16 protein-coding genes are annotated in these 23094 nt (G+C 59.1%); 6 read left to right on the top strand and 10 right to left on the bottom strand.

The features are described from left to right. Positions 1 to 119: 119 nt before the first annotated feature. From AACW87_RS08190 to flaA, 7 genes are all read right to left on the bottom strand, one after another. Positions 120 to 2204 (bottom strand): motility associated factor glycosyltransferase family protein, encoded by a 2085-nt coding sequence (locus AACW87_RS08190; RefSeq protein ID WP_241324691.1) that lies wholly within the window; start codon positions 2202 to 2204, stop codon positions 120 to 122. 9 nt (positions 2205 to 2213) lie between these two features. Then, positions 2214 to 2513: a hypothetical protein gene (locus AACW87_RS08185; RefSeq protein WP_241324690.1), complete on the bottom strand. Its 300-nt coding sequence runs from the start codon at positions 2511 to 2513 to the stop codon at positions 2214 to 2216. Beyond that, entirely contained in the window at positions 2510 to 2932 is a 423-nt protein-coding gene (gene fliS / locus AACW87_RS08180) for a flagellar export chaperone FliS (protein WP_043136836.1), read from the bottom strand. Before fliS ends, AACW87_RS08185 begins: the two co-directional genes overlap by 4 nt. Positions 2933 to 2957: 25 nt before the next feature. Further along, positions 2958 to 4352: a flagellar filament capping protein FliD gene (gene fliD, locus AACW87_RS08175; protein WP_241324689.1), complete on the bottom strand. Its 1395-nt coding sequence runs from the start codon at positions 4350 to 4352 to the stop codon at positions 2958 to 2960. 27 nt (positions 4353 to 4379) lie between these two features. Beyond that, on the bottom strand, positions 4380 to 4820 hold the full coding sequence (locus AACW87_RS08170) for a flagellar protein FlaG (RefSeq protein ID WP_098984379.1): 441 nt from the start codon (positions 4818 to 4820) through the stop codon (positions 4380 to 4382). 38 nt (positions 4821 to 4858) lie between these two features. Further along, on the bottom strand, positions 4859 to 5764 hold the full coding sequence (gene flaB / locus AACW87_RS08165; protein ID WP_241324688.1) for a flagellin N-terminal helical domain-containing protein: 906 nt from the start codon (positions 5762 to 5764) through the stop codon (positions 4859 to 4861). Between the two features lie 579 nt (positions 5765 to 6343). Continuing rightward, positions 6344 to 7255: a flagellin N-terminal helical domain-containing protein gene (gene flaA / locus AACW87_RS08160; protein ID WP_241324687.1), complete on the bottom strand. Its 912-nt coding sequence runs from the start codon at positions 7253 to 7255 to the stop codon at positions 6344 to 6346. A gap of 422 nt (positions 7256 to 7677) precedes the next feature. Between flaA and AACW87_RS08155 the strand changes: the two genes are divergently transcribed. Together AACW87_RS08155 and AACW87_RS08150 are read left to right on the top strand one after the other, a co-directional pair. Beyond that, positions 7678 to 8310, top strand: a complete 633-nt coding sequence (locus AACW87_RS08155; protein WP_042865810.1) for a trimeric intracellular cation channel family protein — start codon at positions 7678 to 7680, stop codon at positions 8308 to 8310. 104 nt (positions 8311 to 8414) lie between these two features. Then, positions 8415 to 8807, top strand: coding sequence for a hypothetical protein (locus tag AACW87_RS08150; RefSeq protein ID WP_042865809.1), 393 nt, complete (start codon positions 8415 to 8417; stop codon positions 8805 to 8807). An 84-nt stretch (positions 8808 to 8891) separates the two neighbouring features. Here AACW87_RS08150 and thiI read toward each other — a convergent pair whose 3' ends face one another. Next, positions 8892 to 10340, bottom strand: a complete 1449-nt coding sequence (thiI, locus tag AACW87_RS08145; protein WP_043136846.1) for a tRNA uracil 4-sulfurtransferase ThiI — start codon at positions 10338 to 10340, stop codon at positions 8892 to 8894. 177 nt (positions 10341 to 10517) lie between these two features. On the opposite strand from thiI, the gene AACW87_RS08140 reads away from it, so the two are divergent. Further along, positions 10518 to 11477, top strand: coding sequence for a hypothetical protein (locus tag AACW87_RS08140; protein ID WP_241324686.1), 960 nt, complete (start codon positions 10518 to 10520; stop codon positions 11475 to 11477). A 114-nt stretch (positions 11478 to 11591) separates the two neighbouring features. Here the strand turns inward: AACW87_RS08140 and pbpC are convergent, their stop codons facing one another. Further along, positions 11592 to 13901 (bottom strand): penicillin-binding protein 1C, encoded by a 2310-nt coding sequence (gene pbpC / locus AACW87_RS08135; RefSeq protein ID WP_241325019.1) that lies wholly within the window; start codon positions 13899 to 13901, stop codon positions 11592 to 11594. Positions 13902 to 13953: 52 nt separating this feature from the next. After that, positions 13954 to 18855 (bottom strand): alpha-2-macroglobulin family protein, encoded by a 4902-nt coding sequence (locus AACW87_RS08130; RefSeq protein WP_241324685.1) that lies wholly within the window; start codon positions 18853 to 18855, stop codon positions 13954 to 13956. 582 nt (positions 18856 to 19437) lie between these two features. Between AACW87_RS08130 and AACW87_RS08125 the strand changes: the two genes are divergently transcribed. Genes AACW87_RS08125 through AACW87_RS08115 form a run of 3 tightly spaced genes read left to right on the top strand, consistent with a single transcriptional unit; the run spans position 19438 to position 23093 of the window. Continuing rightward, on the top strand, positions 19438 to 20475 hold the full coding sequence (locus tag AACW87_RS08125; protein WP_241278201.1) for an AI-2E family transporter: 1038 nt from the start codon (positions 19438 to 19440) through the stop codon (positions 20473 to 20475). Positions 20476 to 20500: 25 nt separating this feature from the next. Next, positions 20501 to 22006 (top strand): efflux transporter outer membrane subunit, encoded by a 1506-nt coding sequence (locus tag AACW87_RS08120; protein WP_241324684.1) that lies wholly within the window; start codon positions 20501 to 20503, stop codon positions 22004 to 22006. Next, positions 21999 to 23093, top strand: a complete 1095-nt coding sequence (locus AACW87_RS08115; RefSeq protein ID WP_098984388.1) for an HlyD family secretion protein — start codon at positions 21999 to 22001, stop codon at positions 23091 to 23093. Before AACW87_RS08120 ends, AACW87_RS08115 begins: the two co-directional genes overlap by 8 nt. Position 23094 lies beyond the last annotated feature (1 nt).

The following is a 23094-nucleotide window of genomic DNA, read 5'->3' as shown; positions in this document are numbered from 1 at the left end:
CTATGTCAGGTGGATAGTCTGGTGGGAAATATATTTATAGCGAAGTTATAACAATGCAATATAACAGACAAGTATAAATAAACTAAGTAGAGGCATACGTTATACCTCTACTTATAACTTTAATTTACTTTAAAAACATCAAGCCCGACAAAATATAGTTCGTCATGGCGTTCAAGTGCGTCAGCATAGATATTTTTTGCGTCAATGAAAAACTGTTCAAGAATAGTCACAGCCGACTCTATTTTTTGTTCAAATTCATTTTCACGTCCAATAGAGGACAACATTACACTTATTATATTAGCATAAAAATAGTTAATGGAACCAATAAAAACACGATAGAGATGACGTTCATGACTCATAAAAATATAAAGAAGATAATCATGGTGCTTCTGCATTAGTGCCAACACATCGTTATGTGTTTTCGGTACAGACATCCAGTCATTATGTAGTTTGTCGAGTAACTCATGACATAGAGGTACATTGATGGCAGCCTTGAAGTCGATGCTAGAGACATTGAAGGGCTGGAAGCATTGCACCATGATCTCATCAATTACACTACGCTTATCCAACTCAGGCCAATCAGAGACAATAGCCTCTATGGGACTAGGCACCGCACCTTCGATATAAGATCCATCACTGGTATTGGTACAATGCACATCTGGATAGACCTGCAAGAGACGCTCCATATTGTGTATGGACAGTCCAAATAGATGGTTAATTCTAACCTCACCACCAAAATTACCACGGCCAGGAAAAGTCTCCGTCAGATCTTGCTGGTATTTTGCTTCCTGCTTGTCATTATAGTAAAGGCTTAACTTGGAGTGATGTTGATCAGCAGACTTATAACCATTGTCGATGCCAAAAAGGTACATTTCTTTGAGCCCCAACAGAGCTGCGTAGTTCAGCCCTGTATTTCCCACAAATGGATTCGAGAACTCGATGGAATCATATTCGAATGCACGACCAAAATGAGTTCCGAGCAACTGATACATAGGTTCATTAGGCTTAAATGCTATTCCAGTCTTACGAAAAAAGCCTTTGCACTCAGGATGAATAACATCGACACTAAGAAAAACTGCCTCCTTGAGAAACTCATTGGCATTAAGAATACGCAAAAAATCCGCAGAACTCTTAGTTCGTTCGACGGCAACATATATATCTGGCCTGATATTAGCCTTGTACAAGGCGCTCACTGCGGTGCCACAAGCGATAATCAAAGCCTGATTTTGATGCTCGCGGATAAACTCGATACTCTGATCCAATGACGGCCCATTTCCAACAATGAATACCGGAGTAGAGGAAAATCTAGCTGTGTCGCGATGTTTTTTAAGAAAAGGCGTACCATCTTGTAAATGAGTATGGCTGTGAGCCAGTGCAAATATATTGTCGTCGAAAAAGCCCCAACCAGTTCTGAGTAGATAAAACTCGCGCTCGACTTGTTCGATAAGGGCATGAACCTTGGGAGAGTGATAATGGCAAAAGGAAAAATAGGCGGCAGACCAAAATGCCCCTTTACGATGTAAGGCCTCCATCATATCGGAAACCAGCAGTTTTTCATCTACGCCGACAAAAAGGTGCAGACTAAGTGATTCCTGATCCATGTAAGCGAGTAGAGAATGCCAATCGAAACAAAATAGAGATGCATAGAAGAGATCGACGTCAGGTTCGAATGCAAATAAGTTTCGTACAGTGCAGCGCTCATAAAGATAACCAAGCTGGTATCCTAATCCCACCCCATACATGAGTGAGAGAGGTATATCTACCGTAAGCAAATCTCTCAGAGGTAGCCCCTCCAGATTAGATGATACCTTCAGCTGGGAAATGGCATTATTATATTTTATATGGATCTGATCATCGAAATACCACTGAGGGGTAAAATCGATACATTGCAGCATACTCTGTTCAATCACCTCAGTTATCTGTGCTTGAACCTCGACAAGTGGGTCTTCACCATAGAGTGAAACTTGTTCATCAAGCCACAAGACGTTGGGAATGCCATTCTCATTGCAGAAGAAGCGAAACGGCCTGACAGGCTGGTAATCTTTGAAAAATTCATGAATGCCAGGCATGTATTTTTCGAAGGCCGCCATATTGAGTTCATAACGAGCAGGCAGCACATCCAGCATGGCGGCCTCCTGCTTTTTTTGCAGTTCGAGGCGGGATAATTCATTCTCGACCTGAGTAATATTTTTATTAAAATCCATTCTATATGCCTAACCTGCATTCAATTTGTAAAGATCAGAGGCTCGACCAGCCTTGGAAAACTGCAGTAACTCTTGTTCTGTCAGATGCTTCGCTTTTTCTACCCAGTCGTGGATGGTTTGAAACTGCAGCAATGCTTGTTGCTGTTCCACATTCAATGCACTTCCAAGTTCAATGTGCTGAAACACACCATCAAGCACGCTCAAGTAATGAGCCGTCAGCTTGTCTGCCGCAAGCATGTCGCCCTGCTCCAGCAGGGCCAACAGCTGGTTACCATGCTCAATCAGCTCGGATAACGGAACATTGCTCATTCCGGCCGACCCACTTTTTGCTGAGCTAGCGCCTTGTCACGCTCTTCAACAGGAATCGCATCCCACCCGCTTTTCACGGTCAACATCAGGGCCATCACCTCGTCAACGACGGCGATATCCATGTCGCGGCTGGCATCCATCATCCGTACCTTCATATAGTCATAAAGCGCAAAGAGATCTTCTGGCACCTTGCCATAGGAGAGATCCAGCGAGTCCTGCAACCCGTTGATGATGGCCATGGTTTTGGAAATGGATTGGGACTTGCTCTCAAAATCACGGCGCTCAATCGCACCACGCGCCTGAGCAAGACGTTCGAGACACCCCTGCATCAGCAGCTGGATGACGCGATAAGGGTCTGCGACTGCCAGCTCGGATTGCAGACTCTGGGTGGTATAGGCTTTGATATTTTTCCGATACATATGAGACACCGATCCTGACTACAAATTAGCTGCTCTTGGTGTTGAGCAGATTCAAATATGAGGCCGACTTGTTCATCTTGGCCAGCATGCTATCCAGACTCCCGTAGCGGGCACGCAGGGTCTCTTCATACTTGGTCAGCTGGGCCGCGACATCCGACTGCTTGCGATTGACATCGCGCAGATCCGAATTGAGGCTCTCTTCACGTTTGGCAAGCAACCCGCCCGTTTTTGAGTAACTTTCAAGCTGCCCGGCCAACTTGCCCGCCACACCGTCCTTGCCACCAAATACGGCAACTACCTGGTCGAAGTTCTTGTCGATAGCCTCATCAAATTTTTCACTATCGAGGGAGAGTACTCCCTTGTTGTCCATCTTGACACCCAACTGGAAGATGGTCGAAAACGTGGACGAGTTATTGGAAGGCTCTGTGATCGCACTGCTCATCATATTGGCCACGGCGCGAGTCGTGGCGTCACCGGCCAAGGCACCGCCATCATTTTGACTGACCCCTGCCACAATCGAGTTGCGTTTGCCAAGGTCACTGCTCTTCTTCACCAAGGCGTTATAGCCATCGATGAAGCTTTTGACCATGTCCTTGATGCCGCCCTTGTCGGTGGTCACGTCAACCTTGTTCGACTTGTAAGTAGTCGTGGTCCCGACCGTGGTACTGTCCGATTCCCTCAACACAGTGAGCTTGAGTCCTGCAATGGTGCCATCGAATGTGTTGGTCGCACTGGTCAGCGTGCTGCCATCCACTTTGATCTGGGCATCTTGAGCAGCTTGTTTTTGGCTCAGCTTGGAGACAAGGTTGTCAGTCAGCTCAGTGGTATTGCCGGTAATCTGCAGATCCTTGCCTGTACCACTGATGCCAGAGTCGATGACAAGTTTGGACTTGCCATCGGATGTGTTCATAATGTTGACGCTCAGGCCGAAGTTGTCACCGTCATTATTGATGCGCTTGCGAATGGATTGCAGCGTATCCCCCGCCTTGACATCCACGTCAAAGGTCTTGTCACCGGCCTTGAAGGTCAGGACACCATCCTGGGTAATAAGAGGGTCGGTGGATTTGTCGAACACACCTTCAAACCTGCTGGTCTTTGCCAATTTTTCGACGGTAATGTCATACTGCCCGTTGGAAGCTCCCGCTTTACTCTCGATTTTGAGGACAGGATTATCCTTGTCCTGGGTGATAGAGATGGCCCGCTTGTTGAAGGCATCATCCTTGGACATCGCCTTGAGCGTGGTCACGAAAGAGGCAATTGCGGATTTCAGCTGCCCAACCCCTGAGAGAGTGATCTGAGTGTTGGTCTTCTTAGTGGTGATAGGCTGCAGCAGCTGTGCCTTCTTGGCATCGACACTGGCAGCAATCACTGACTCCAGGTCGAGTCCCGAACCCGCACCTGCAGAAGTAATCGTGGTCATACTCACTCTCCTCGTAACGCTTGCGTATTAGATCTCTTTATCGAGCAACAACCCGACGCGCGAGCCTCCACCGGCCACATCGCCTTCGCGCAAATCCTTGATCCGTTTGCTGATGGCCAGCAACTCTTCACTGGGTATCTGGCGAATCATAGATTTGGTTTCAGCATCCATCACCTTGATGACGACCTGCTCGAGATCCTTCTCAACACTGAAATTGACTGTCCATCCTTGCAACTTACTGAACTCTTGCAAGTTTTGAACCTCTTTTTCAACATCAATCTCAGAGGTGTCCTGCTTGCTGCTTTTTTCTTCAGCTTTGACCTCTTGCTGTTTTTTCACATCCTGTGCCGTCACCCGCTGCTCTTCTGTCGTGCCAGATAGCACTTGAGCGGCCGATTGGCCGCTCTTGCTACTTGACTGAAGAGAAGAAGGAGTGACCGATGACGGGATTCCAATTTCATTGGCCATATCGTCGCTCCTCTTTCTATCTCATCACAGCCTGTCTGTTAACCCAGCAGGGACAGGGCAGATTGTGGTCTTTGGTTGGCTTGCGCCAGGATGCTGGAAGCAGCCTGTTGCAGGATGTTTTGCTTGGTCAGGTTGGCCGTCTCAGTCGCAAAGTCTGCATCACGGATACGAGAGCGTGCTGCACTCAGGTTCTCGGAGACGTTGGACTGGTTGCGAATGGTCGAGTCAAAACGGTTCTGCACCGCACCCAACTCTGCCCGCTTGCTGTCAACCGCCTTGATCATGAAATCAAGGTTGGCCATGGCCAACTGAGCTGAACTAGCTGCTTTGATACTGCTGACACTGGTGGAAGTCACCGCAGTGGTGCCCTTGGTTACCGTGTAGGGTTCACCGGTGGCACTGGTTGCAACGGTAGCGCTGCCCTTGGTCGATGACGCAATACCGCTGATCGTGAAGGCAGATGTCATCTTGAAGGTGATGGTCTGACCGGCATCGGCACCAACCTGGAAGGAACCTTTGTAGTTGCCATCCAGCAGTTTTTGACCACCAAAGGAAGTATCGGTGGAGATACGGTCGATCTCTGTGGTCAGCTGGTCGAATTCCTGCTGCAACGCAGTACGGTCGTCAGTGTTGTTGGAACCGTTGGCCGATTGCTGGGCCAGGGTACGCATACGCTGCAGCATGGAAGTGACTTCATCCATGGCGCCTTCAGCGGTCTGAGCAACAGAGATGCCATCGTTGGCGTTGCGGTTACCTTGATCCAGGCCATTCACTTGTGAAGTCAAACGGTTGGAGATCTGCAGACCAGCGGCGTCATCCTTGGCAGTGTTGATACGCAGACCGGAGGCCAGTCTGGTATAGGACGTATCCAGGGACTTGTTGGTGTTCATCAGGTTACGCTGGGCGTTCAGTGATGAAGTATTCGTGTTGATGTACATGGCCATAAAATATTCTCCCGAAGAACATGCGACTGCGGGTTGCGCCGCCAAAGCGACGTCCCACCGTTAGAAGAACAGGTTGAACAATCCTGTGTCTTCTGGCGGGTGTCTGTTTGAACGAACAGGCCACCCGCAGTAGTGCAAACGTTGGATTCCGAACACCCCTCGATTGCTTCACTTTATTTAACGGCCGCATGGACACAAGCTTTAGGAAAATAATTGCCGAAGGCGGCAAGTTTTATCCGGTAAGCGGCAAATCGCAGGCATCAGAAGACTCGCTAGGTGACGTCAGACACCATGACGACATGCACACAGGAGAGGTTGGTTTTGGCACGGTTTGTGCTTTGCTATGATGGAGTGGCGTCAATTTGACGGCACAATAAAAAGAGGCCGGAAAATCCGGCCTAAAATGAGCATATGCTCAGGAGAATACGACCAAGGGTGACAGAACTGAACAACTGGACAACACTTGGCATTACTAATAGAGAATTGATTCTCTCCCGATAGAACAGAGTGCAAACCCGAACACCCCTTTGTTCCATCTCTTGACCAGGGCGGCCTGAACAACCGCCCTGTTTTCTTTTGTTAGCCCTGCAGCAGCGAGAGGGCAGACTGAGGACGCTGGTTTGCCTGTGACAGTATGGTCGATGCCGCCTGTTGCAGAATGTTCTGCTTGGTCAGATTGGCAGTTTCAATTGCAAAGTCTGCATCACGGATCCGTGAGCGGGCGGCGCTGACGTTCTCGGACACGTTCGCCTGGTTGCGAATGGTCGAGTCAAACCGGTTCTGCACCGCACCCAGCTCCGCACGCTTGCCGTCCACCACCTTGATCATGTAATCCAGGTTGGCCATGGCAGACTGAGCTGAACTCGCCGCTGCGATGGACGACATGCTGGTGGAGCTGACCGGAGTACCTGCCGTCTTGGTGACGAGGTAGGGCTCACCCGATGTTGTGGTCGTCACAGCAGCACTGCCACTGGTGGCTGATGCCATGCCGGAGATGGTAAAGGCAGTGGTCATCCGGAAGGTGATGGTCTGACCCGCATCGGCGCCAACCTGGAAGGAACCCACATATCCGCCTTGGAGCAAATTCTGGCCGCCAAATGTAGTATCGCCGGCGACACGATCTATCTCTGTCATCAATTGGTCGTACTCTTGCTGCAACGCGGTACGGTCATCGGTGTTGTTTGAGCCGTTGGCGGATTGCTGAGCCAGGGTACGCATCCGTTGCAGCATGGAGGTCACTTCATCCATGGCGCCTTCAGCGGTCTGGGCAACGGAAATACCATCGTTGGCGTTGCGGTTACCTTGATCCAGACCATTGATCTGGGAGGTCAAACGGTTGGATATTTGCAGACCGGCGGCATCATCTTTTGCGCTGTTGATGCGCAGACCAGATGCCAGGCGGGTGTAGGAAGTATCCAGAGATTTGTTGGTGTTCATCAGGTTACGCTGAGCGTTGAGCGATGAAACGTTCGTATTGATATAAAGACCCATGACCATTCTCCTAAGCTATTAAATTTACTATCTAATTTGCTCGAACTTTATTGTCTTTCATGTCCGATGCGTCTTATTTAACGGCCTCTTTTTCGATGTCTTTAGCATTATTTTTAACGCTTCATCGCATTAACGCCGCTTACCCTATTTATCGGCACATTCTCGCAGGACTTAAGGGAAAAAATTCAAAAAGTGCCCCTTATCAGCAGGATGCAAGCACAGGCGGAGGACAATGAGAAGCACAGCCCCCTTGCCAGATGCGGCTCCCGCCTCAAGCCAGCAGCCACGTCCCCTCTGCCTCCCCCCCATCCCGCCTGCAAAAACTTGGTCTGGCTCCCACTTTTGCAGGCAGCCATTGGTCAGATGCTGGCCCAGCCCCTAAAATCGCGGCCCCATCAACAATTGGACGTGAGTTGTTCTCCATGCAGACACTGGTTGAGCAGATTGTTTACATCAGCGACATGTTTGGTACTGCGGTATTCGCGTTTTCGGGCGTGCTGGTTGCGGGGCGGCTCAGGATGGATGGCTTCGGCGTCATGGTGCTGGCAGCCGTCACCGCCATTGGTGGCGGTACCATACGTGACATGATCCTGGGGGCCACCCCTGTGTTCTGGGTTCGCGACCCTCTCTATATCTGGGTCGTCATCGCCACGGCGCTGATCGGCATGTGGATGGTCAAGCTGCCCCGTCGCATGCCCTGGTATGTGTTGCCGGTGGCGGATGCCTTCGGGCTGGCCCTCTTCACCGTGATCGGCACCCAGAAGGCCCTCAACTTTGGTTCCCCCGGCCTGATTGCCGTGATCATGGGAACCATGACAGGGGTGGCTGGCGGCATGATCCGCGATGTGCTGGCCCGGGAGGTGCCCATGGTGCTGCAAAAGGAGATCTATGCCACCGCCTGCATCCTGGGCGGCATCCTCTACACCCTTGCGCTTGAGGTCAATATGGACAGGGTCACCGCCATGCTCATCTGCATGACGGCCGTGTTCGGTTTGCGGGTTGCCGCCATCTACTGGCACCTGTCACTGCCCACCTTCTCGCTGCAACGCCATTGATATCCAGGCCGGGGGCGCCATGTCGCACTCCCGGCCTCGTTACGTTGAACCAAGCAGGCTTTTCTGTTGTCATAGGATCCAGTCGTTGTAAGCCGGAATCCCTCATGCAAAAACTTGGGCTCATCACTTCCCTGTTACTGATGAATGTGGCAACGGCGCAAGCCGATGCGCAGGTACTGTTCGGACGACTGGCTTCTACCCCGGTACAGCAGTTCAACCAGCAGATCCGCCAGGCAAGCACTGCCCAGCAAACCTGGGTCAATGATTATCGTGAAGTGGCGCTGCGTTTTGTCGGCCACAGCGACATACCCAGTCGTATCCAGGCACAACAGCTGGACAACGATCTGGTGCTCTCGGTAGCCCTCGATGGCAACAAGAGCGACATGATCTACATCCTGACCCTGTTTCGCAGCAACAACCTGTGGCAGATGCGGCAAGCCGAAATGGGCTGGCGCTGTCAGGGGCAATCGACCTTTACACCCGTCCCCTGCCCCTGAGCCGCGCACTACGTCAGGATGCAATCAGCGTGAAATAAAAAAATCCGGCACATTGGCCGGATTTTTTATGGAAAGCGCATGCCGTTACGGGCGGTACACCTTCACATTGTCAAAGCCCTTCTCTTTCAGATAGAGCGCCTGCAGCTTGCTCATCACACCGCGATCGCAGTAGAGCAGGTAGGTCTTCTCTTTTGGCAGATCGCCAAAGGCGGTGGCCAGCTTGAAGAAGGGAAGGTGCTGCACCTCGCGTCCTTCCACCACCAGCGGCTTCTCGTCGTGCTCATCACTGGAGCGGATATCCAGGATCACCTCATCGGCGGCCAGCACTTGCGTGGTCTCCACCTCCTGTACCTCGGCGGCAGTCTCTTCACCGATGCGGCGGATGTCGAGGTAACGGGCCTCGGAGACCACCTTGTCCAGGATGGCGAAGTCAAAGTTGGCCTCTTCCGCCTCTATGTTGGACAGCACAGCCTTGATGGTCGGCTTCTTGGAGATGACGCCGCAATACTCCGGCATGGTCTCGGCAAACTCCAGAGTGCCGATGCGGCGGGCTTCGCTGATGATGTCCGGCTTGTCCCAGGTGATGAGCGGGCGCAGGATCACCTTGTCGGTCACCCGGTCGATGACGTTGAGGTTGGTGAGGGTCTGGCTGGAGACCTGACCCACGCACTCCCCCGTCACCAGCGCCGGGATCTGGAAGTAGTCGGCAACCTGACCGGCGGCACGCATCATCATCCGCTTGAGCACCACGCCCATCTGACCGTTGTCGATCTTCTCGAGGATCTCGGCCACCACGGGTTCAAAATCGATGGCGGTGAAACGCACCTTGTGGGAGGCACCAAACTTGTTCCACAGGTAATAGGCCACCTGCTTGACACCGATCTCGTGGGCGGCGCCGCCGAGATTGAAGAAGCAGTAGTGCACCCGGCAACCGCGCTTGATGAACTGGTAGGAGGCCACGCCCGAGTCAAAGCCGCCGGAGAGCAGGCTCAGCACATCTTCCTGAGTCGCCATAGGGAAGCCCCCCATGCCGTGGTGAACGGCGCTGATGATGTAGAGCTCGTCATTTTCCACTTCCAGGTTGACCTGGATATCTGGCTTCTTCAGACGCACACCGGCGGTTTCGCAGTGCTGGTTGAGGCCACCGCCCACATAACGCTCCAGCTCCAGCGAGCTGAAGTCGTGCTTGCCGACGCGGCGGGCACGCACGCAGAAGGTCTTGCCTTTCAGGCGATCGCCCCAGACGGCGCGGGTCTGCTCGAAGATGTCGTGCAGGTCGGTGAAGTTGCTCAGCTTCACTTCGAGGAAATACTGGATGCCTGGGATGCAGGCCAGCGTCTCCAGATACTGGGCGTGGAACTGATCGTTGCGGGAGCTCACTACCAGCTTGTCCCAATCCATCCGTACGCGGGCGTCTTCGTCGAAACGGCGCAACACGTTGCGAATGTTGCCCTGCAACATCTTGGTGAAGCGCTGGCGAACTGACTTGCTCTTGATGGTGATTTCCGGGAACAGCTTGATAATGAACTTCATGGTTTTGACTCGGGTGGCCTTGATTTAAGGGCGCGAATTATATCAGAACTTTCTGGCCGGCGCCTACTGGATGCGCGTTTGCTCACATTCCCCCACGCAACGTTTGCGACGCGGCGGCAATCTTGCGTATATTCCCAAGCCTGCGCCCTGGCAACCCCCTGACAACAGACTGATCCGATGAAGACCTATATCTACTACCCCGGCATGGAGGTACGCGACGAGCTCTGGCTCAAGTTTGCCCTGCTCTATCTGGAGCGACTCGCCTTCGTCTTTACCGTCAGTGAAAAGAGCGGCCTCACCGCCCTGCTCCATACCCTGGAAGAGCAGACCGATCTGCTGGCAGAGCGACCTGAGCCTGGCTTCTTTGCAGACATCACCCCGCAGTTGGAGAGCCAGCTCGGCGGTCTCATAGCCCCGGATTTCAGTCGCCACAAGGTGTTCGGCAACAAGGAGCTGATTACTCGCTGGCGCCAAGGCGCCAACCACGACTGCTTCTGCCCGACCCAGGCCGGTCTCGAGCGGCTGCACGGCTTTTGCCTGACTCACGGCTTTGCTACGCAAGATGAGGGGGGGATCAGGATGGCGCGGCGCTTTGCCAATCTGCTCTCCATGCGCCTCGCCCGTGAGTGGGCACTCGCCAATGAGGGTGCCCTCATCACGGATCACGACTATCTGGACCGGCTGCTGCACCTGCTCGAATCCCGCTACCACAATCGGGGCGGCCAGGACTGCTTCCACCTCGAGATACCATTGCAAGTGCCCACTCACCTGAGCGAGATCCCGTTTGCCGAGCTGATTGCCCTGCGCGCCCGCAGTGGCTTTCGCCAGCAGCTGGCCGAGTTTCATCAGGCCCTCGATGCCCTGCTCACCATGTTGGGCAGCGGCTATGCCGAGCCGACGGCCCTGACCCGTTTCGAGCTGGCGCAGCAAGGGCTCAATCAGCTGCTGGGGCCAGAGACCCACAGCCTGCCGCTCACCACGCTGGTCAGCACAGGCCTGCCCGCCATGGCGATGATCCACCAGCTCAAGGCGAGCCACCCAAAGAGCCGCCTCATCTTCCATCCCATCAAGAAGAGTCATTTCCACCAGCGCAAGAGCCAGCACTTCTTCACCCGGCTGGGGCAAGTCAAACCCTGAGCCCGCCGGCCGCCAACAGGGTCCAACGGGATCGGCTCATAGCCTGATCCCGTCTTGGTAAGATGAGGCGCCGTCAATATTCTGGCGCCCGGTCGGTGCGAACCAGAAGTCCCCTCAGGAGGGGTTTTCCAGCCGAAATTCGACTCTGTCGCTGTTGCCCGCCTCATCCACCACCACCAGCTGGTAGCGTCCCGCCTCGCTCAATACCTGATCCCCGTCCCAACGCAGCCGCTGGCCGTTGAGAAACCAGAACGGCTTGCCCACGCCACCCAGCACCCTGGGTTGCAGGCGATAGCGCTGGCTGCGGATAAGGTTGCCCTCCCCCAGCGCCACAATACGAATGGGTGCCTGCAGCTCGGCACTCTGCCCCTCCCCCGCGCAATGGCTTGCCAGCAGCGCCGTGCGCCGTTCCCCCTGCGCCCGCCAGGGTTCCAGCGAGAGCGGCCAGAGCGCTCGCCAACTTGAGTGGGTCGCATCACTGCAGCGCGCCAGGGTGGGAGTTCCCTGCTCGGTCAGCGCAACCTGGCGCAGCGGTGAGGGCCAATCCATGGGATCAGGCAAGGTGGGGGGATCCCGCTCATCCAGCAGCCAGGCGCTCTGTTGCTGCAGGCAGGCCTCTGGCAGGGTGGCACTCACCCGCCGCCCGAGCGGCCAGCAGATGTCGGCCTCGCTCACCGTATTGGGCTGCGCCGGCAAGGGGCTGTTGTCACCCAGCCGCGAATAGACGGAGAGCAGCAGCGGCACGGCCGCACTCTGGCCGTAAAAACCGGGCAAGGGGGTGCCGTCCGGGCGCCCCAGCCAGACACCAATGGTCCAGCGACCGGAGACTCCCAACGCCCAGCTGTCCCGGTAGCCATAGCTGGTGCCCGTCTTCCAGGCCAACCGGTTGACCCGGCCGGTCGCCTCGCTAGCAAAAGGCTGATCCGCCCGCCCCTGCGCACTCAAGATCTGCCAGATGACCCAGGCGGCTCCCGGGCTCAGCAAGGGTCGCGAGACCGCCTTTTGTCCCGCCAGCCAGACCGGCATCGCCACCTGTCCCTGCCGGGTGAGCGCACTGTAGAGGGCCACCAGCTGCTCCAGCCGAATGCCCGCCGCCCCCAGCGCAATGGCGGGATTGGGCTTGTCGGAAAGGGCCAGCCTGACCCCGGCGTTGTCCAGTCGATTGACCAGGGTAGCGGGCCCCAGCGCCTCCAGTACCTGCACGGCCGGCACGTTGAGGGATTGCTGCAGCGCCCGGGTCAGGGTCACGGGTCCCTGAAAGGCCCCGGTAAAGTTGGCGGGTCTATAGTCGGATCCCAATCTGGGGGCATCGGAGAGCAGGGAGGCGGAGTGAACCAGCCCGGCATCGAGCGCCAGACCGTAGATGAACGGCTTGAGGGTGGAGCCGGGGGAGCGGATCGCCAGCACCATGTCGAGGTAGCCGTGGCGCCTCAAGTTGCCATACTCGGCGCTGCCCACGTAGGCGCGTACCGCCATGGTTCTGTTGTCCACCAGCAGCAGGGCGGCGGAGGTCTGCTCCGGGAAACGGCGGATATAGCTCTCCACCCGCGCCTCAAGCCAGCGCTGCAGATCCCCGTCTATGGTGGTGTGCACCAGGGCACCCGGCTGGCTGTCGGCGGCGAGGCGGGCAAACAGCGGCGCCTCCATGGGGGTGAAGTGGCCGCGCGCCAGCACGGGTTCGATGCGCCCCTCCATCCAGACTGCCTCCGACCAGGCCCCCTGCCTGACCAGTCGCTGCATCACCTTGTCACGGGCGGCGCGGGCGCGATCCGGGTGCCTGTCCGGCCGGTAACGGCTGGGGGCCTGCGGCAGCACCGCCAGCAGGGCGGCCTCCGCATGGGTGAGTTTGGCCGCACTCTTGCCCAAATAGGCAAAGCTGGCCGCCTGCACCCCTTCGAGGTTGCCGCCAAACGGCGCCCGATTGAGGTAAACGGTAAGCAGGGTGCGCTTGTCGTAGTGCCACTCCAGCTGCAGCGCCCGCGCCATCTGGCGCAGCTTGCCGGGCACGCTCCTGTGATAGGGTTCGATGAGGCGGGCCACCTGCATGGTGAGAGTCGAGCCCCCCGAGACGGCACGACCATAGCGCAGCCACTGCCAGACGCCGCGCACCATGGCCACAGGGTTGACCCCGGGATGGCGCCAGAAATAGCGATCCTCGTAGCCCAGCAGCGCCTCTATATAGCGGGGGGAGACCTGCTCCAGGGTCACGGGATAGCGCCACACCCCGCTGGTATCGGCGAAGGCCCGCAGCGGCCGCCCCTTGATGTCGAGCACCACCCGCGCAAAGGCGGGATCCAGCGGTGGCGGCGGAAAGGCGCGATCCAGCACCAGCAACAACAAGATCACGCCAGCCAATAACAGCCCAGTCAGGCGCAGCCAGCGGGGCAGATGCCGCAGCACAAGCCAAGTCTGGCGCAACCACAAACGGCCACGTTGCCAGAAGGTGGCCGGGAGAAGCGTCTCCAGCAAGGGGGCGTTACTCAGAGATGATCACCTCGTGAATATCCTGCCCGACCGCCCGCAGCTCCGGCCGGTACATATCCTCCACCTGGGTCGGCGGCACCTGATAACGGCCCGGGGTCACGGCCCGCATCAGGTAGACCAGTTGCTGATTGCCTCCTTCGCTCAGATCCAGCGCCGCCGTGTAGCGGTCGTCACGAAACTCCTGATGCTTGAGGTAGTCGTTCCACTCGCTCTGCCACGCAGGTTTGCCCTCTATGCTGAGCTCCTCGAGCTTGATGCTGGTGCCAAGGGCCGGGTTTTCCAGCTCGAAGCCCGCCGGCAGCATCTCCACCAGCAGGGCGTCGGGCACCGTCTGCTCGCTGCTCACATTGAGCCGCACCACCACTAGATCGCCGACCCGCACCTTGGCGGGATCGAGCGGCTTACTATCGGCATTGAACCAGCTGCGGGTCACGCTCATGCCCTGGCTGATGCGTACGGGCGCCTGCTCCGGGTAGCCTACCAGGGTGCGTTGCACATACAGGGAGCCCTTGCCCTCGTTGGTGACGGCACTCGCCGCCAGGGCCTCGGGTGCACCGATCTGCAGGCTGTTTTTACCGGCAACGGGATGATCGCCATTGATTGACACTAGCCTTGCCTGCCAGTCGGCGGCGGGATCAACTTGCGCCAGCCGCAGCAGGGCGAGGCGCTCCTGGGTGCTAAGCCACTGACGATGAGCCAGGGTATCGGCCACCCTGGCGCTCAGCGCAGGCCAGCGGTCCTCGGCCAGCTTGTGCTGGCGCAGCAACGAAAGCTCAAGGGCCTGGTCGCGCAACGGTGAACCGTAATCCCCCAGATAATCCTCACCGCGCTCGCTCGCCAATGCCCGAGCCAGGGCCTTGGCGGCGCTCTGCTCATCCCCCATGGCCGAGAGGGCCAGCGAGAGGTGCAAGAGCGGCAGGCCTGAGCGGGCGTGATCCGCCTGCTGCTCCCAGATGAGGCGCAGGGTGGCGAGCGGCGCCTTGCCCACCCGCGCCAGCACATAGGCGCTGTAGGCCTGATAGGCCAAGCGGCTGTGCTCTGGGGCACTGCTCCAGCGCTCGCCGTACTGACTGTCGGTGAGGTAGCTCTGCAGGCGATTGAGGGCCTGACTCAACATGGCCTCGGGCACTGCGTCGCCGGCCTCCTTGCGGGTCAGCAGGTAGTCGGCCGCATAGGCGGTGAGCCACTGCTCCTCGTCGGAGCGACCGTCCCACAGGCCAAAGCCGCCGCTCGGCAGTTGCAACCGTTGCAGCCGCTGCAGCAGGGCGCGCTGCAGATCCGCCTCGCTCACCGGCTTGCTCCCCTGCGCAGGTTTGGACCAGGCCGCACGCTCATCCGCCGTGGTCAGCAAGTAAGGCCAGGCGCGGGACAGGGTCTGCTCCAGACAGGCGTAGGGGTAATCGGCCAGCGCCTGCCACTGGGCCACCGGATCCCAGGGTGGCGTACCTGAGAGGCTGAGCAGCCCCTGCAGGTTGGCGGGATCTAGCCCGGCCAGTTCGCTCTGGGCAAAGCTCATCTGCTGACCTGGAGTCAGCATCTGGTAGCGCTGGCGCGTCTGGGCAGGCCAGGGGGAGCGCAGCGGCAGCGACCAGTCGCGGCTTATCGCAAAGCCCTTGCCGCTCGCCGCCAGTTGCAGGCGGGCCACCCCGCTCGCCCCGGTCACTGTGAGCGGCAGGGTCAGCCACTGCTCCTCGCCGTTTTTAAGCGTCAGCGTCTCGGGCAGTTCGCCGCCCGCCTGCAAGCCGCCGGTCAGGGTCCAGACCAGCGACAGGCTCTGATCCTCGCCGCTCATGTTGCGCAGTTGCATCAGGGCGCGGGTCTGATCCCCTCTGGCCCCAAAGCGCGGCCAGCCGATCTCGGCCACCAGCGGTGCCACCACCTTGACGGCGCGCTCGGCCTCCCCCACCTGCTGCGCGTTCCAGGCCAGCGCCATCAGCGCCAGCTCACCGTTGAAGTTGGGCAGATCGAGCGGGATCACCGCCTTGCCACTCTCGTCAAAACTCACCTCACCGCTCCAGAGCGCGGCGATCTCGACCCGGCTCTCCAGCGCACCGCCCTTCTTCAGCGCCGGGGCATCGCCGCCGTAGTTGAGGCGGGCCAGCTTGCCATCCTGCGGCGGTATCACCTGACCGTAGTTGTCGAACAAGTCTTGCGCGAAGCGCTTGCGGCCAAAGAAGACCTCAAACGGGGAGAGGGGCTGGTAATCGCTGATATTGAGCACGCCCCGATCCACCGCCGCCAATACCACTCGCCCCTGACTATTGGGAGTGGAGGTGGCGGTTACCTCGAAACGGGTGAGCGGCACCGCCTTGTCCGGCGCACTCAGGCTGAGCGGCAGGCGGCGGGCTTCTCTGTCCAGGGTGAGCGGCACCAGCCCGACCGAACGTAGACTCTGCACGCTCTTTTGGCTCACCGGCTTTGATTCGCTGTCGGGAGCGGCGATCTGGGCTGAGATATGCAGATCATGACGCTGCCACTCTGGGCTCACGGGGATCTCGAACTCGCCGCGCGCCTCTGCCGATCCGCCGCCTTCGGCTCGCAGCTCGATACGCTGCCACCAGCGCAGGCCGTCGCCATCTTCCACCAGCAGCAGTCCCTTGCCGGCACGGGGGGCAACCAGGGTCACCTTCGCCTTGTCGCCGGCCTGATAGGCGCGCTTGTCGAGGCTGATGGCAATCTTGTCAGGCCGCGCCTGCTCACCACCGCCGCCCCAGGCGTAACTGCCGATCTCGACCCTCAGGCTGGATTGATGGCCCTGACTGTTCTCCACCTCCACTCGATACCAGCCCGCCGCCAGTTGCAAACTGAGGGCGGTCGGCCCCTTGCCATCGAGTTGCAAGATCTGCTCCTGTTCCAGATAGGGCTGGCTGTTGAACTCGTACTTCCACCCCTCGCCGTCGGCGTAGTGCCAGTAGTAGTCGCGGTATTCGTTGACCAGTCGCACCTTCACCTCGCCCGCCACCGGCTGGCCCTTGTCATCCAGGTTGAGGATCTGGAAGGGCAGCGGCTTGCCCCCTTCCACCCTGTCCGCCACGAAATCGGCCCTGAGGGCCGGCCACTGGCTGCCCGCCGGCCAACCGTACTGGGTGCGACTGCGATTGACGGCGCGACCGCCTGGCTCGGAGAGCGACACCCGATAGGCTACCTCCAGCGGTCCGAGGGCGCGCACGCCATCCAGCTCATCTGCCAGCGAGAAGGTCCCCTGCCCCTGTTCATTCAGGGTGAGGTTGAGGGGTTCCAGCTCCTTGGTTTGCTCGGCGAGCAGCACGTCCCCCAGGGTGAACTCCTGCCACTGGGTGAAAGGCATGGCCGCGCGGCTTATTTTCACGTCGGCCTTCGCCTTGGTGTTGCTGGCGGGGGCGCCGTAGAGATAATCCCCCTGCAACGGTAGGGTGAGCGCCTCTTGCGGGGTCAGCAATTCGCCATCCGGCCCCTTGCCAAGTTGCAGCTTGAGCCGCTCCGGCAGGAACTCCTCCACCAGGAAGGGCCACTCGAAGCGGCTGCCAGCGGCGGTTTTCAGGCTGATGGTCCAGCGCCCGAGCGGCGCGTCATCCGGCAGGCGCAGACCGTAGTGGGCGGCCCCCAGGCTGTCCGGCAGCAGCCGTTTCTGTTCGAGCAGCTGGCCGTCCGGCTGTTTCACCTCCAGCTCCACCGCCATTCCCGGCAGCAGCTGGCCATCCTGCCCCTTGAGCAGGATCTCGCTGTCCAGCCGCTCGCCGGGACGATAGAGATCCCGCCCGCTGAACAGATACAACTGCTGGGCCTGCCAGGGCTGGGTGCCGAGATCGAAGGCGGCGAGATCCAGCGCGGCGCCATCGAGGCGCAGCACAGCCAGATGGCTGCCCTGCTCGGCCAGCAGCAGGCGGGCGCCCTGCACCTGGTCGAAGCGGCGATGGCCCTGATTGTCACTGGTCTGCACCTGCAGCCGGTTGCCCTTCTCATCGAGCAGGGAGAGCTGTACCTCCTTGAGGGGATCCGCACTCGCCAGCGAGCTGACAAACACCTCCAGCTGATCCCGGTAACGGCGGGCACTGAGCCCCATGTCGCTCACCGCGAAATAGGTGGTCTCCTTGCGCCAGTCGTAGTTGCCAAGGGGGGACATGACGGCGAAGTAAACACCGGCCTCGGCCAGCTGCGGCTCCTTGACGTTGATGAGGCGGGTCTCGCGGCGGTTGGCATCCAGCGCCAGCGCGTAGCGGCCGCTGAATACCCGCTTGGCGCGGCTGGTGATCTGATCCAGCTCCCAGTTGCCCATGCCGGCGCCGGGTCTGTACTCGGCCAAGAAGCGCGGCAGATAGCCGGCATCGACCCGGAAGAAGTCGATATTGACCTCATCCACGTTGACCGCGCTGATGGGCAGGCGCAGCTCCTGGCGCAGCGGCAACACCATGCCGCTGGCGGTAAACGAGGCCCCCGCCTCCAGCGGCCGGGTCTTGAGGGTCCAGCGCTGGGGCTCAGGACCCAGGCCCGATTTGAGGGTCACCTCGTAGCTTTGGTCGGGTGCGACCTGCGGGAAGTAGAGGGTGCGGCCATCCTCGGCCAGGATCCACTCCCCCTGCACCTGCTTGCCCCCCTGGCTCACCGCCAGCCAGCTCTGCCAGTTCGCCCTGGGCGCCAGCGGGCCGGAGAAGACCAGCGCCAACGCCGGTGCGTCTCTATATTGGCGGGCATTGGCCTGCACCACTGAGCCAGGTGCTCCTGCCTCCTGCTGCGCGCCGGTTTGCGTAGTCGGCGCACTGGCTGTGGCATGAGTGGCGGGCTTGTCAGGGCCGCAGCCGGCCAGGAGCAGACCGGCCAGTCCGCTCAACAACAAGGCAGACCAGCGACGCCGGCGCGGCGCAAGCCGCAGGGGAGCAAGGTGGTGGGCAGCAGGGCGAGGGTCAAAGGGGCGCATAGGTTCCATCCCGGATTGGATCGCTGCCACAGCAGCGCGATAGGCAACAGGATAAGACATCCGACTCGCTTGACACAAAACTCATTTCCTGGAGGCCAAGCGCCTCGCTGTTCAGCAGTGATTCCAGACGGCCATAGCGTTGTCGTTCGAATAACAAGCCGGCAGACATGTCATTGGGCACCTCTTACGAAACCCATGCTTGGTGTGACGCTACCCACATGCTTTCTATCAACCCCGGCTAAACTGAATGTCACTGCCATCTTTACTGAAGTTAACGATGGTTCACGCTCAGACAGCAACTGTTTTTAGAACATGTCGAAATGGAAATTACAAAGAGAATCCATCTTTAAGAAGCTTGATAAACATCTAATTTATTCAATGCATTGCGACAAACATCATCCGAGATGATGTGCAGCCATGAATATAGCGACATGAAAGATCCAATTATATTTATGTGATTGCCGGCTTGGACGTTAGCCACACCGAATAGTATGCCCCCTTTGTTAATCATGAGGTTTCGTCAAAATGGAAAATAATGACCAGTCTCTTTTTGAAAAACGACTAGTTGCCAGATTCCTAGATATGTTCATCAAGTTTGGTCTGATCATGGGGTTGGGTTCTTTCTGCTTTACCGTCTTTTCACCCTTCATGAACATGATGCTATGGGCCCTTATCCTGGCCGTGACCCTCTATCCGCTGCACCAGCGCTTTGCCGCACGGCTGGGGGGAAAGCAAGGGCGGGCATCGACCCTGTTGGTGCTGCTTGGCGTGCTGCTGATCGTGGCCCCCACCGTGGCCATGCTCAGCTCGCTGGGCGACAGCGTCAGCGCCCTGGTCGACAAGATGGACAACAATACTCTGGTGATCCCGGCACCTTCTGCTGACATCGCCAGCATTCCGCTGGTGGGCGCCAAGCTGCATGGCATCTGGTCAAAAGCCTCGCAGGATCTGCCCAGCCTGGTGAACAGCTACCGGCCGCAGTTGGGAGATCTGGCCAAGCAAGTCGTCGGCATGCTGGCCAGCATGGGGGGCGGCTTGCTTGGCTTCGTTGTCTCCTTCATCGTCGCCGGCATCATGATGGCCTGGGGCACGGCAGGTGCCGTCAGTGCCGACCGCATCGCCATGCGCATCACGGATGAGCGCAAGGGCCTCGCCCTGACCAAGCTGTGCACCAGCACCATACGGGCCGTCGCTCAAGGGGTCATCGGGGTCGCCTTCATTCAGGCCCTGCTGGCAGGCATCGTCATGTCCTTGGCAGGGATCCCGGCGGTCGGCATCTTCTTTATCCTGGCCCTCATCCTGGGCATAGCCCAGGTCCCCGTTATTCTGGTGACAGGCCCCGCCATCGCTTACATGTGGGCGGCGGGCGATCACGGCACAGTAGTGAACATCATTTACTCTGTACTGCTGATAGTAGCGGGCATGGCAGACAACGTGCTCAAGCCGCTGCTGCTGGGGCGTGGTGTCGATGCCCCCATGCCGGTGGTGCTGCTCGGCGCCCTGGGCGGCATGGCCACCAGCGGTATCCTCGGCATGTTCATCGGGGCCACCCTGCTCTCCATCGGCTATCGCATCTTCATGGCCTGGGTCAACGAAGGTCTGGCCAGCACGGGCCAATAACCCTATGGCTCCCGACCTGCCTCTCATGCGCCCCCTGCTTGCCGGGGGCGCATGCCTGTTGCTCGGCGCCTGTACTCTGCTCGGCCCCGACTATCAGACGCCCCGAGTCGAGGAGATAGCCAGCTGGCAGAACGCCAGCCAGCACGAGATGCCAGCAGCGGCTCGCTCTCTCGACTATCACCAGTGGTGGCAGCGGCTGAATGACCCCGTGCTGACTGCGCTGGTCGAGGAGGCTCTGGTCAAAAACCCGGACGTACGGATCGCGGGCCTGCGCATCCTCGAGGCCCAGGCCCAGCTCGGCATAGCCGAGAGCCTGCTCGGCCCGCAAGCCACTGTGGGCACGGGGGAATGGCTGCAGGCCGGCCAGACCCAGAGCGGCCACAGCAGCGCGGGCAGTCGCTATGGCGCTGGCTTCAACCTCGGCTGGGAACTCGACTTCTGGGGCAGGTTCCAGCGTGGTGTCGAGTCGGCGGATGCCAACTACTTTGCCACCCTGGCGCAGTATGACGATGTGCAGGTGTTGATGATTGCCCAGGTGGCCCAGCTCTATGTGAGCATACGCACAGTCGAGGCCCGCCTGCAGATAGCCAATGAGAACGCCCGCATCCAGCAGCGCAGCCTGGAGATCACCGAGCGGCTGTTCAAAAGCGGCAACAGCGCCGAACTGGATGTGCAGCAGGCCAAGACCCAGTACCTCGGCACCCTCTCCGGCATCCCGCAGCTCGAAACCAACCTGCGCCAGAGTCAGAATGCCCTCAGTACCCTGCTTGCCAGGGCTCCGGGGCCGCTGCCGGAGATGAGCCGCCATACCGGGAAGATCCCGCAAGGTGCGCTCGCACTGGTCGCCGAGATGCCGGCAGACTTGCTGCGCCGTCGCCCCGACGTGCGCGTCGCGGAGCGGCAACTGGCCGCCCAGTCGGCGCTGATCGGGGTCGCAGAGGCCGAACTCTACCCCGCCATCACCCTGCTCGGCACCCTGGGGATCAGCGCGACCAGCGGCAGCAACGAGACCTTCTCCTGGGCCGTCGGGCCGTCACTGAGCTGGAACCTGCTCGATCAGGGGCGGCTCGGCAACCAGATCCTGGTGCAGGATGCTCGCTTCCAGCAGTTGCACGAACGCTATCGCGATACCGTGTTCAAGGCGGCTCGCGAGGTGGACGATGCGGCCGTGGCCTATGCCAACGACCAGGATGAGCTCGCCCTGCTGATCCAGACAGGGGCGGCGGCCCGTCGCTCTCTGGACATCGCCAACACCCAGTACCGCGAGGGGATGGCCGACTTCCAGCGGGTACTCGACTCCCAGCGCGCCCTGTTCAACCAGCAGGAGCGCCTGGTCAACAGTCGCGGTGCCCAGATGCGCGACCTCATCACGCTCTACAAGGCTCTCGGCGGTGGCTGGGAACCGGGACGAACGCGCGCCCTGGTGACCCCAGAGGTCGATGCCCGGCTCAGAGCCCGCGCCGACTGGGCTCCCCTGCTCGATGCCACCCGGCCCCCACCCACGACCATCAAGGTAATCACCCATGACTGACAGATCTGCCTCGCCCGGTCAGGCCAGCCGCCGCGCCACCCAAGGGCTGCTGGGGTTAATCGTCCTGCTGCTTGGCTGGTATCTGCTGGCCGACCGGCTGACGCCTTACAGCTCCCAGGCTCGCGTGCAGGCCTTCGTGATCCCCGTCGCAGCCGAGGTGGCTGGCCAGATCAAGCAGGTGTATGTGCGCGACAACCAGGACGTAGAGGCCGGCGCTCCGCTGTTCGAAATCGATGCCGAGCCCTATGACATAGCGCTGGCCAAGGCCCGCTCCGACTACCAGACGGTCTTGAGCGGCGTCAAGGCGAGCGGTGAAGGGGTCAAGGCCGCCGAGGCGGCCCTGCAGGCCATGCGTGCGGCCTATGACAACGCAGCCAAGGATGCCGATCGCCAGGAGCGGCTCTATCGCGAGGATCCCGGTGCCATCTCGGTGCGCCGCCTCGAGGTGGCCCAGGCCAGCCGCGAGACAGCCAGGAGCCAGGTGGTAGCGGCCGAAGCCGACGTGCGCCGGGCCATCGAAGCCGCAGGGGTGAACGGGGACAACAACTCCCAGCTGCTCAGCGCCCGCTCGGCGGTGCACAAGGCCGAGCTGGATCGCAAGAACACCCTGATGGTGGCCCCCGGCCGCGGCCTCATCACGGATCTTCGCACCGATGCGGGCCAGTTCATCGGCGCCGGCGCCTCGGTCATGACGCTGATCGCCATCCACGACGTCTGGGTGTCGGCGGATATGACGGAGAACAACCTCGGCCACATTCAAGCCGGTGACAGGGTCGCCATCCTGCTCGACAGCCTGCCCGGCCGTTTGTTCGAAGGCGAGGTGCGCAGCGTCGGCTACGGGGTGGGCGACGGCAAGAGCCAACCGGCAGGCACCTTGCCGAGCGTGGACAACAACCGTGACTGGCTGCGCCAGGCTCAGCGCTTCCCGGTCAAGATCGCCTTCAGGGCCGATGATCTCCCCCCCGTTGCCAGTCTGCGGGTTGGCGGTCAGGCCGACGTACTGGTCTATGCCGGCGAGAATGGGCTGATGAACCTGCTGGGGGCCCTCTATATCCGACTGATGAGCCTCTGCTCCTTTCTCTACTGAG

Source organism: Aeromonas sp. MR7 (genome assembly GCF_963899385.1).
Classification (GTDB): Bacteria; Pseudomonadota; Gammaproteobacteria; order Enterobacterales; family Aeromonadaceae; genus Aeromonas; species Aeromonas bestiarum.
This window is presented reverse-complemented; position numbering and strand designations above follow the sequence as displayed.

What these genes read in the sequence shown, in the direction of transcription:
- AACW87_RS08155 (WP_042865810.1), top strand. Translation starts at nt 7,678, where the DNA reads ATGCAGACACTGGTTGAGCAGATTGTTTACATCAGCGACATGTTTGGT.
- AACW87_RS08140 (WP_241324686.1), top strand. Translation starts at nt 10,518, where the DNA reads ATGAAGACCTATATCTACTACCCCGGCATGGAGGTACGCGACGAGCTC.
- AACW87_RS08130 (WP_241324685.1), bottom strand. Translation starts at nt 18,855, where the DNA reads ATGCGCCCCTTTGACCCTCGCCCTGCTGCCCACCACCTTGCTCCCCTG.
- AACW87_RS08170 (WP_098984379.1), bottom strand. Translation starts at nt 4,820, where the DNA reads ATGGCCAATGAAATTGGAATCCCGTCATCGGTCACTCCTTCTTCTCTT.
- AACW87_RS08150 (WP_042865809.1), top strand. Translation starts at nt 8,415, where the DNA reads ATGCAAAAACTTGGGCTCATCACTTCCCTGTTACTGATGAATGTGGCA.
- AACW87_RS08120 (WP_241324684.1), top strand. Translation starts at nt 20,501, where the DNA reads ATGCGCCCCCTGCTTGCCGGGGGCGCATGCCTGTTGCTCGGCGCCTGT.
- flaA (WP_241324687.1), bottom strand. Translation starts at nt 7,255, where the DNA reads ATGGGTCTTTATATCAATACGAACGTTTCATCGCTCAACGCTCAGCGT.
- fliS (WP_043136836.1), bottom strand. Translation starts at nt 2,932, where the DNA reads ATGTATCGGAAAAATATCAAAGCCTATACCACCCAGAGTCTGCAATCC.
- thiI (WP_043136846.1), bottom strand. Translation starts at nt 10,340, where the DNA reads ATGAAGTTCATTATCAAGCTGTTCCCGGAAATCACCATCAAGAGCAAG.
- fliD (WP_241324689.1), bottom strand. Translation starts at nt 4,352, where the DNA reads ATGACCACGATTACTTCTGCAGGTGCGGGTTCGGGACTCGACCTGGAG.
- AACW87_RS08115 (WP_098984388.1), top strand. Translation starts at nt 21,999, where the DNA reads ATGACTGACAGATCTGCCTCGCCCGGTCAGGCCAGCCGCCGCGCCACC.
- AACW87_RS08190 (WP_241324691.1), bottom strand. Translation starts at nt 2,204, where the DNA reads ATGGATTTTAATAAAAATATTACTCAGGTCGAGAATGAATTATCCCGC.
- AACW87_RS08185 (WP_241324690.1), bottom strand. Translation starts at nt 2,513, where the DNA reads ATGAGCAATGTTCCGTTATCCGAGCTGATTGAGCATGGTAACCAGCTG.
- AACW87_RS08125 (WP_241278201.1), top strand. Translation starts at nt 19,438, where the DNA reads ATGTTCATCAAGTTTGGTCTGATCATGGGGTTGGGTTCTTTCTGCTTT.
- flaB (WP_241324688.1), bottom strand. Translation starts at nt 5,764, where the DNA reads ATGGCCATGTACATCAACACGAATACTTCATCACTGAACGCCCAGCGT.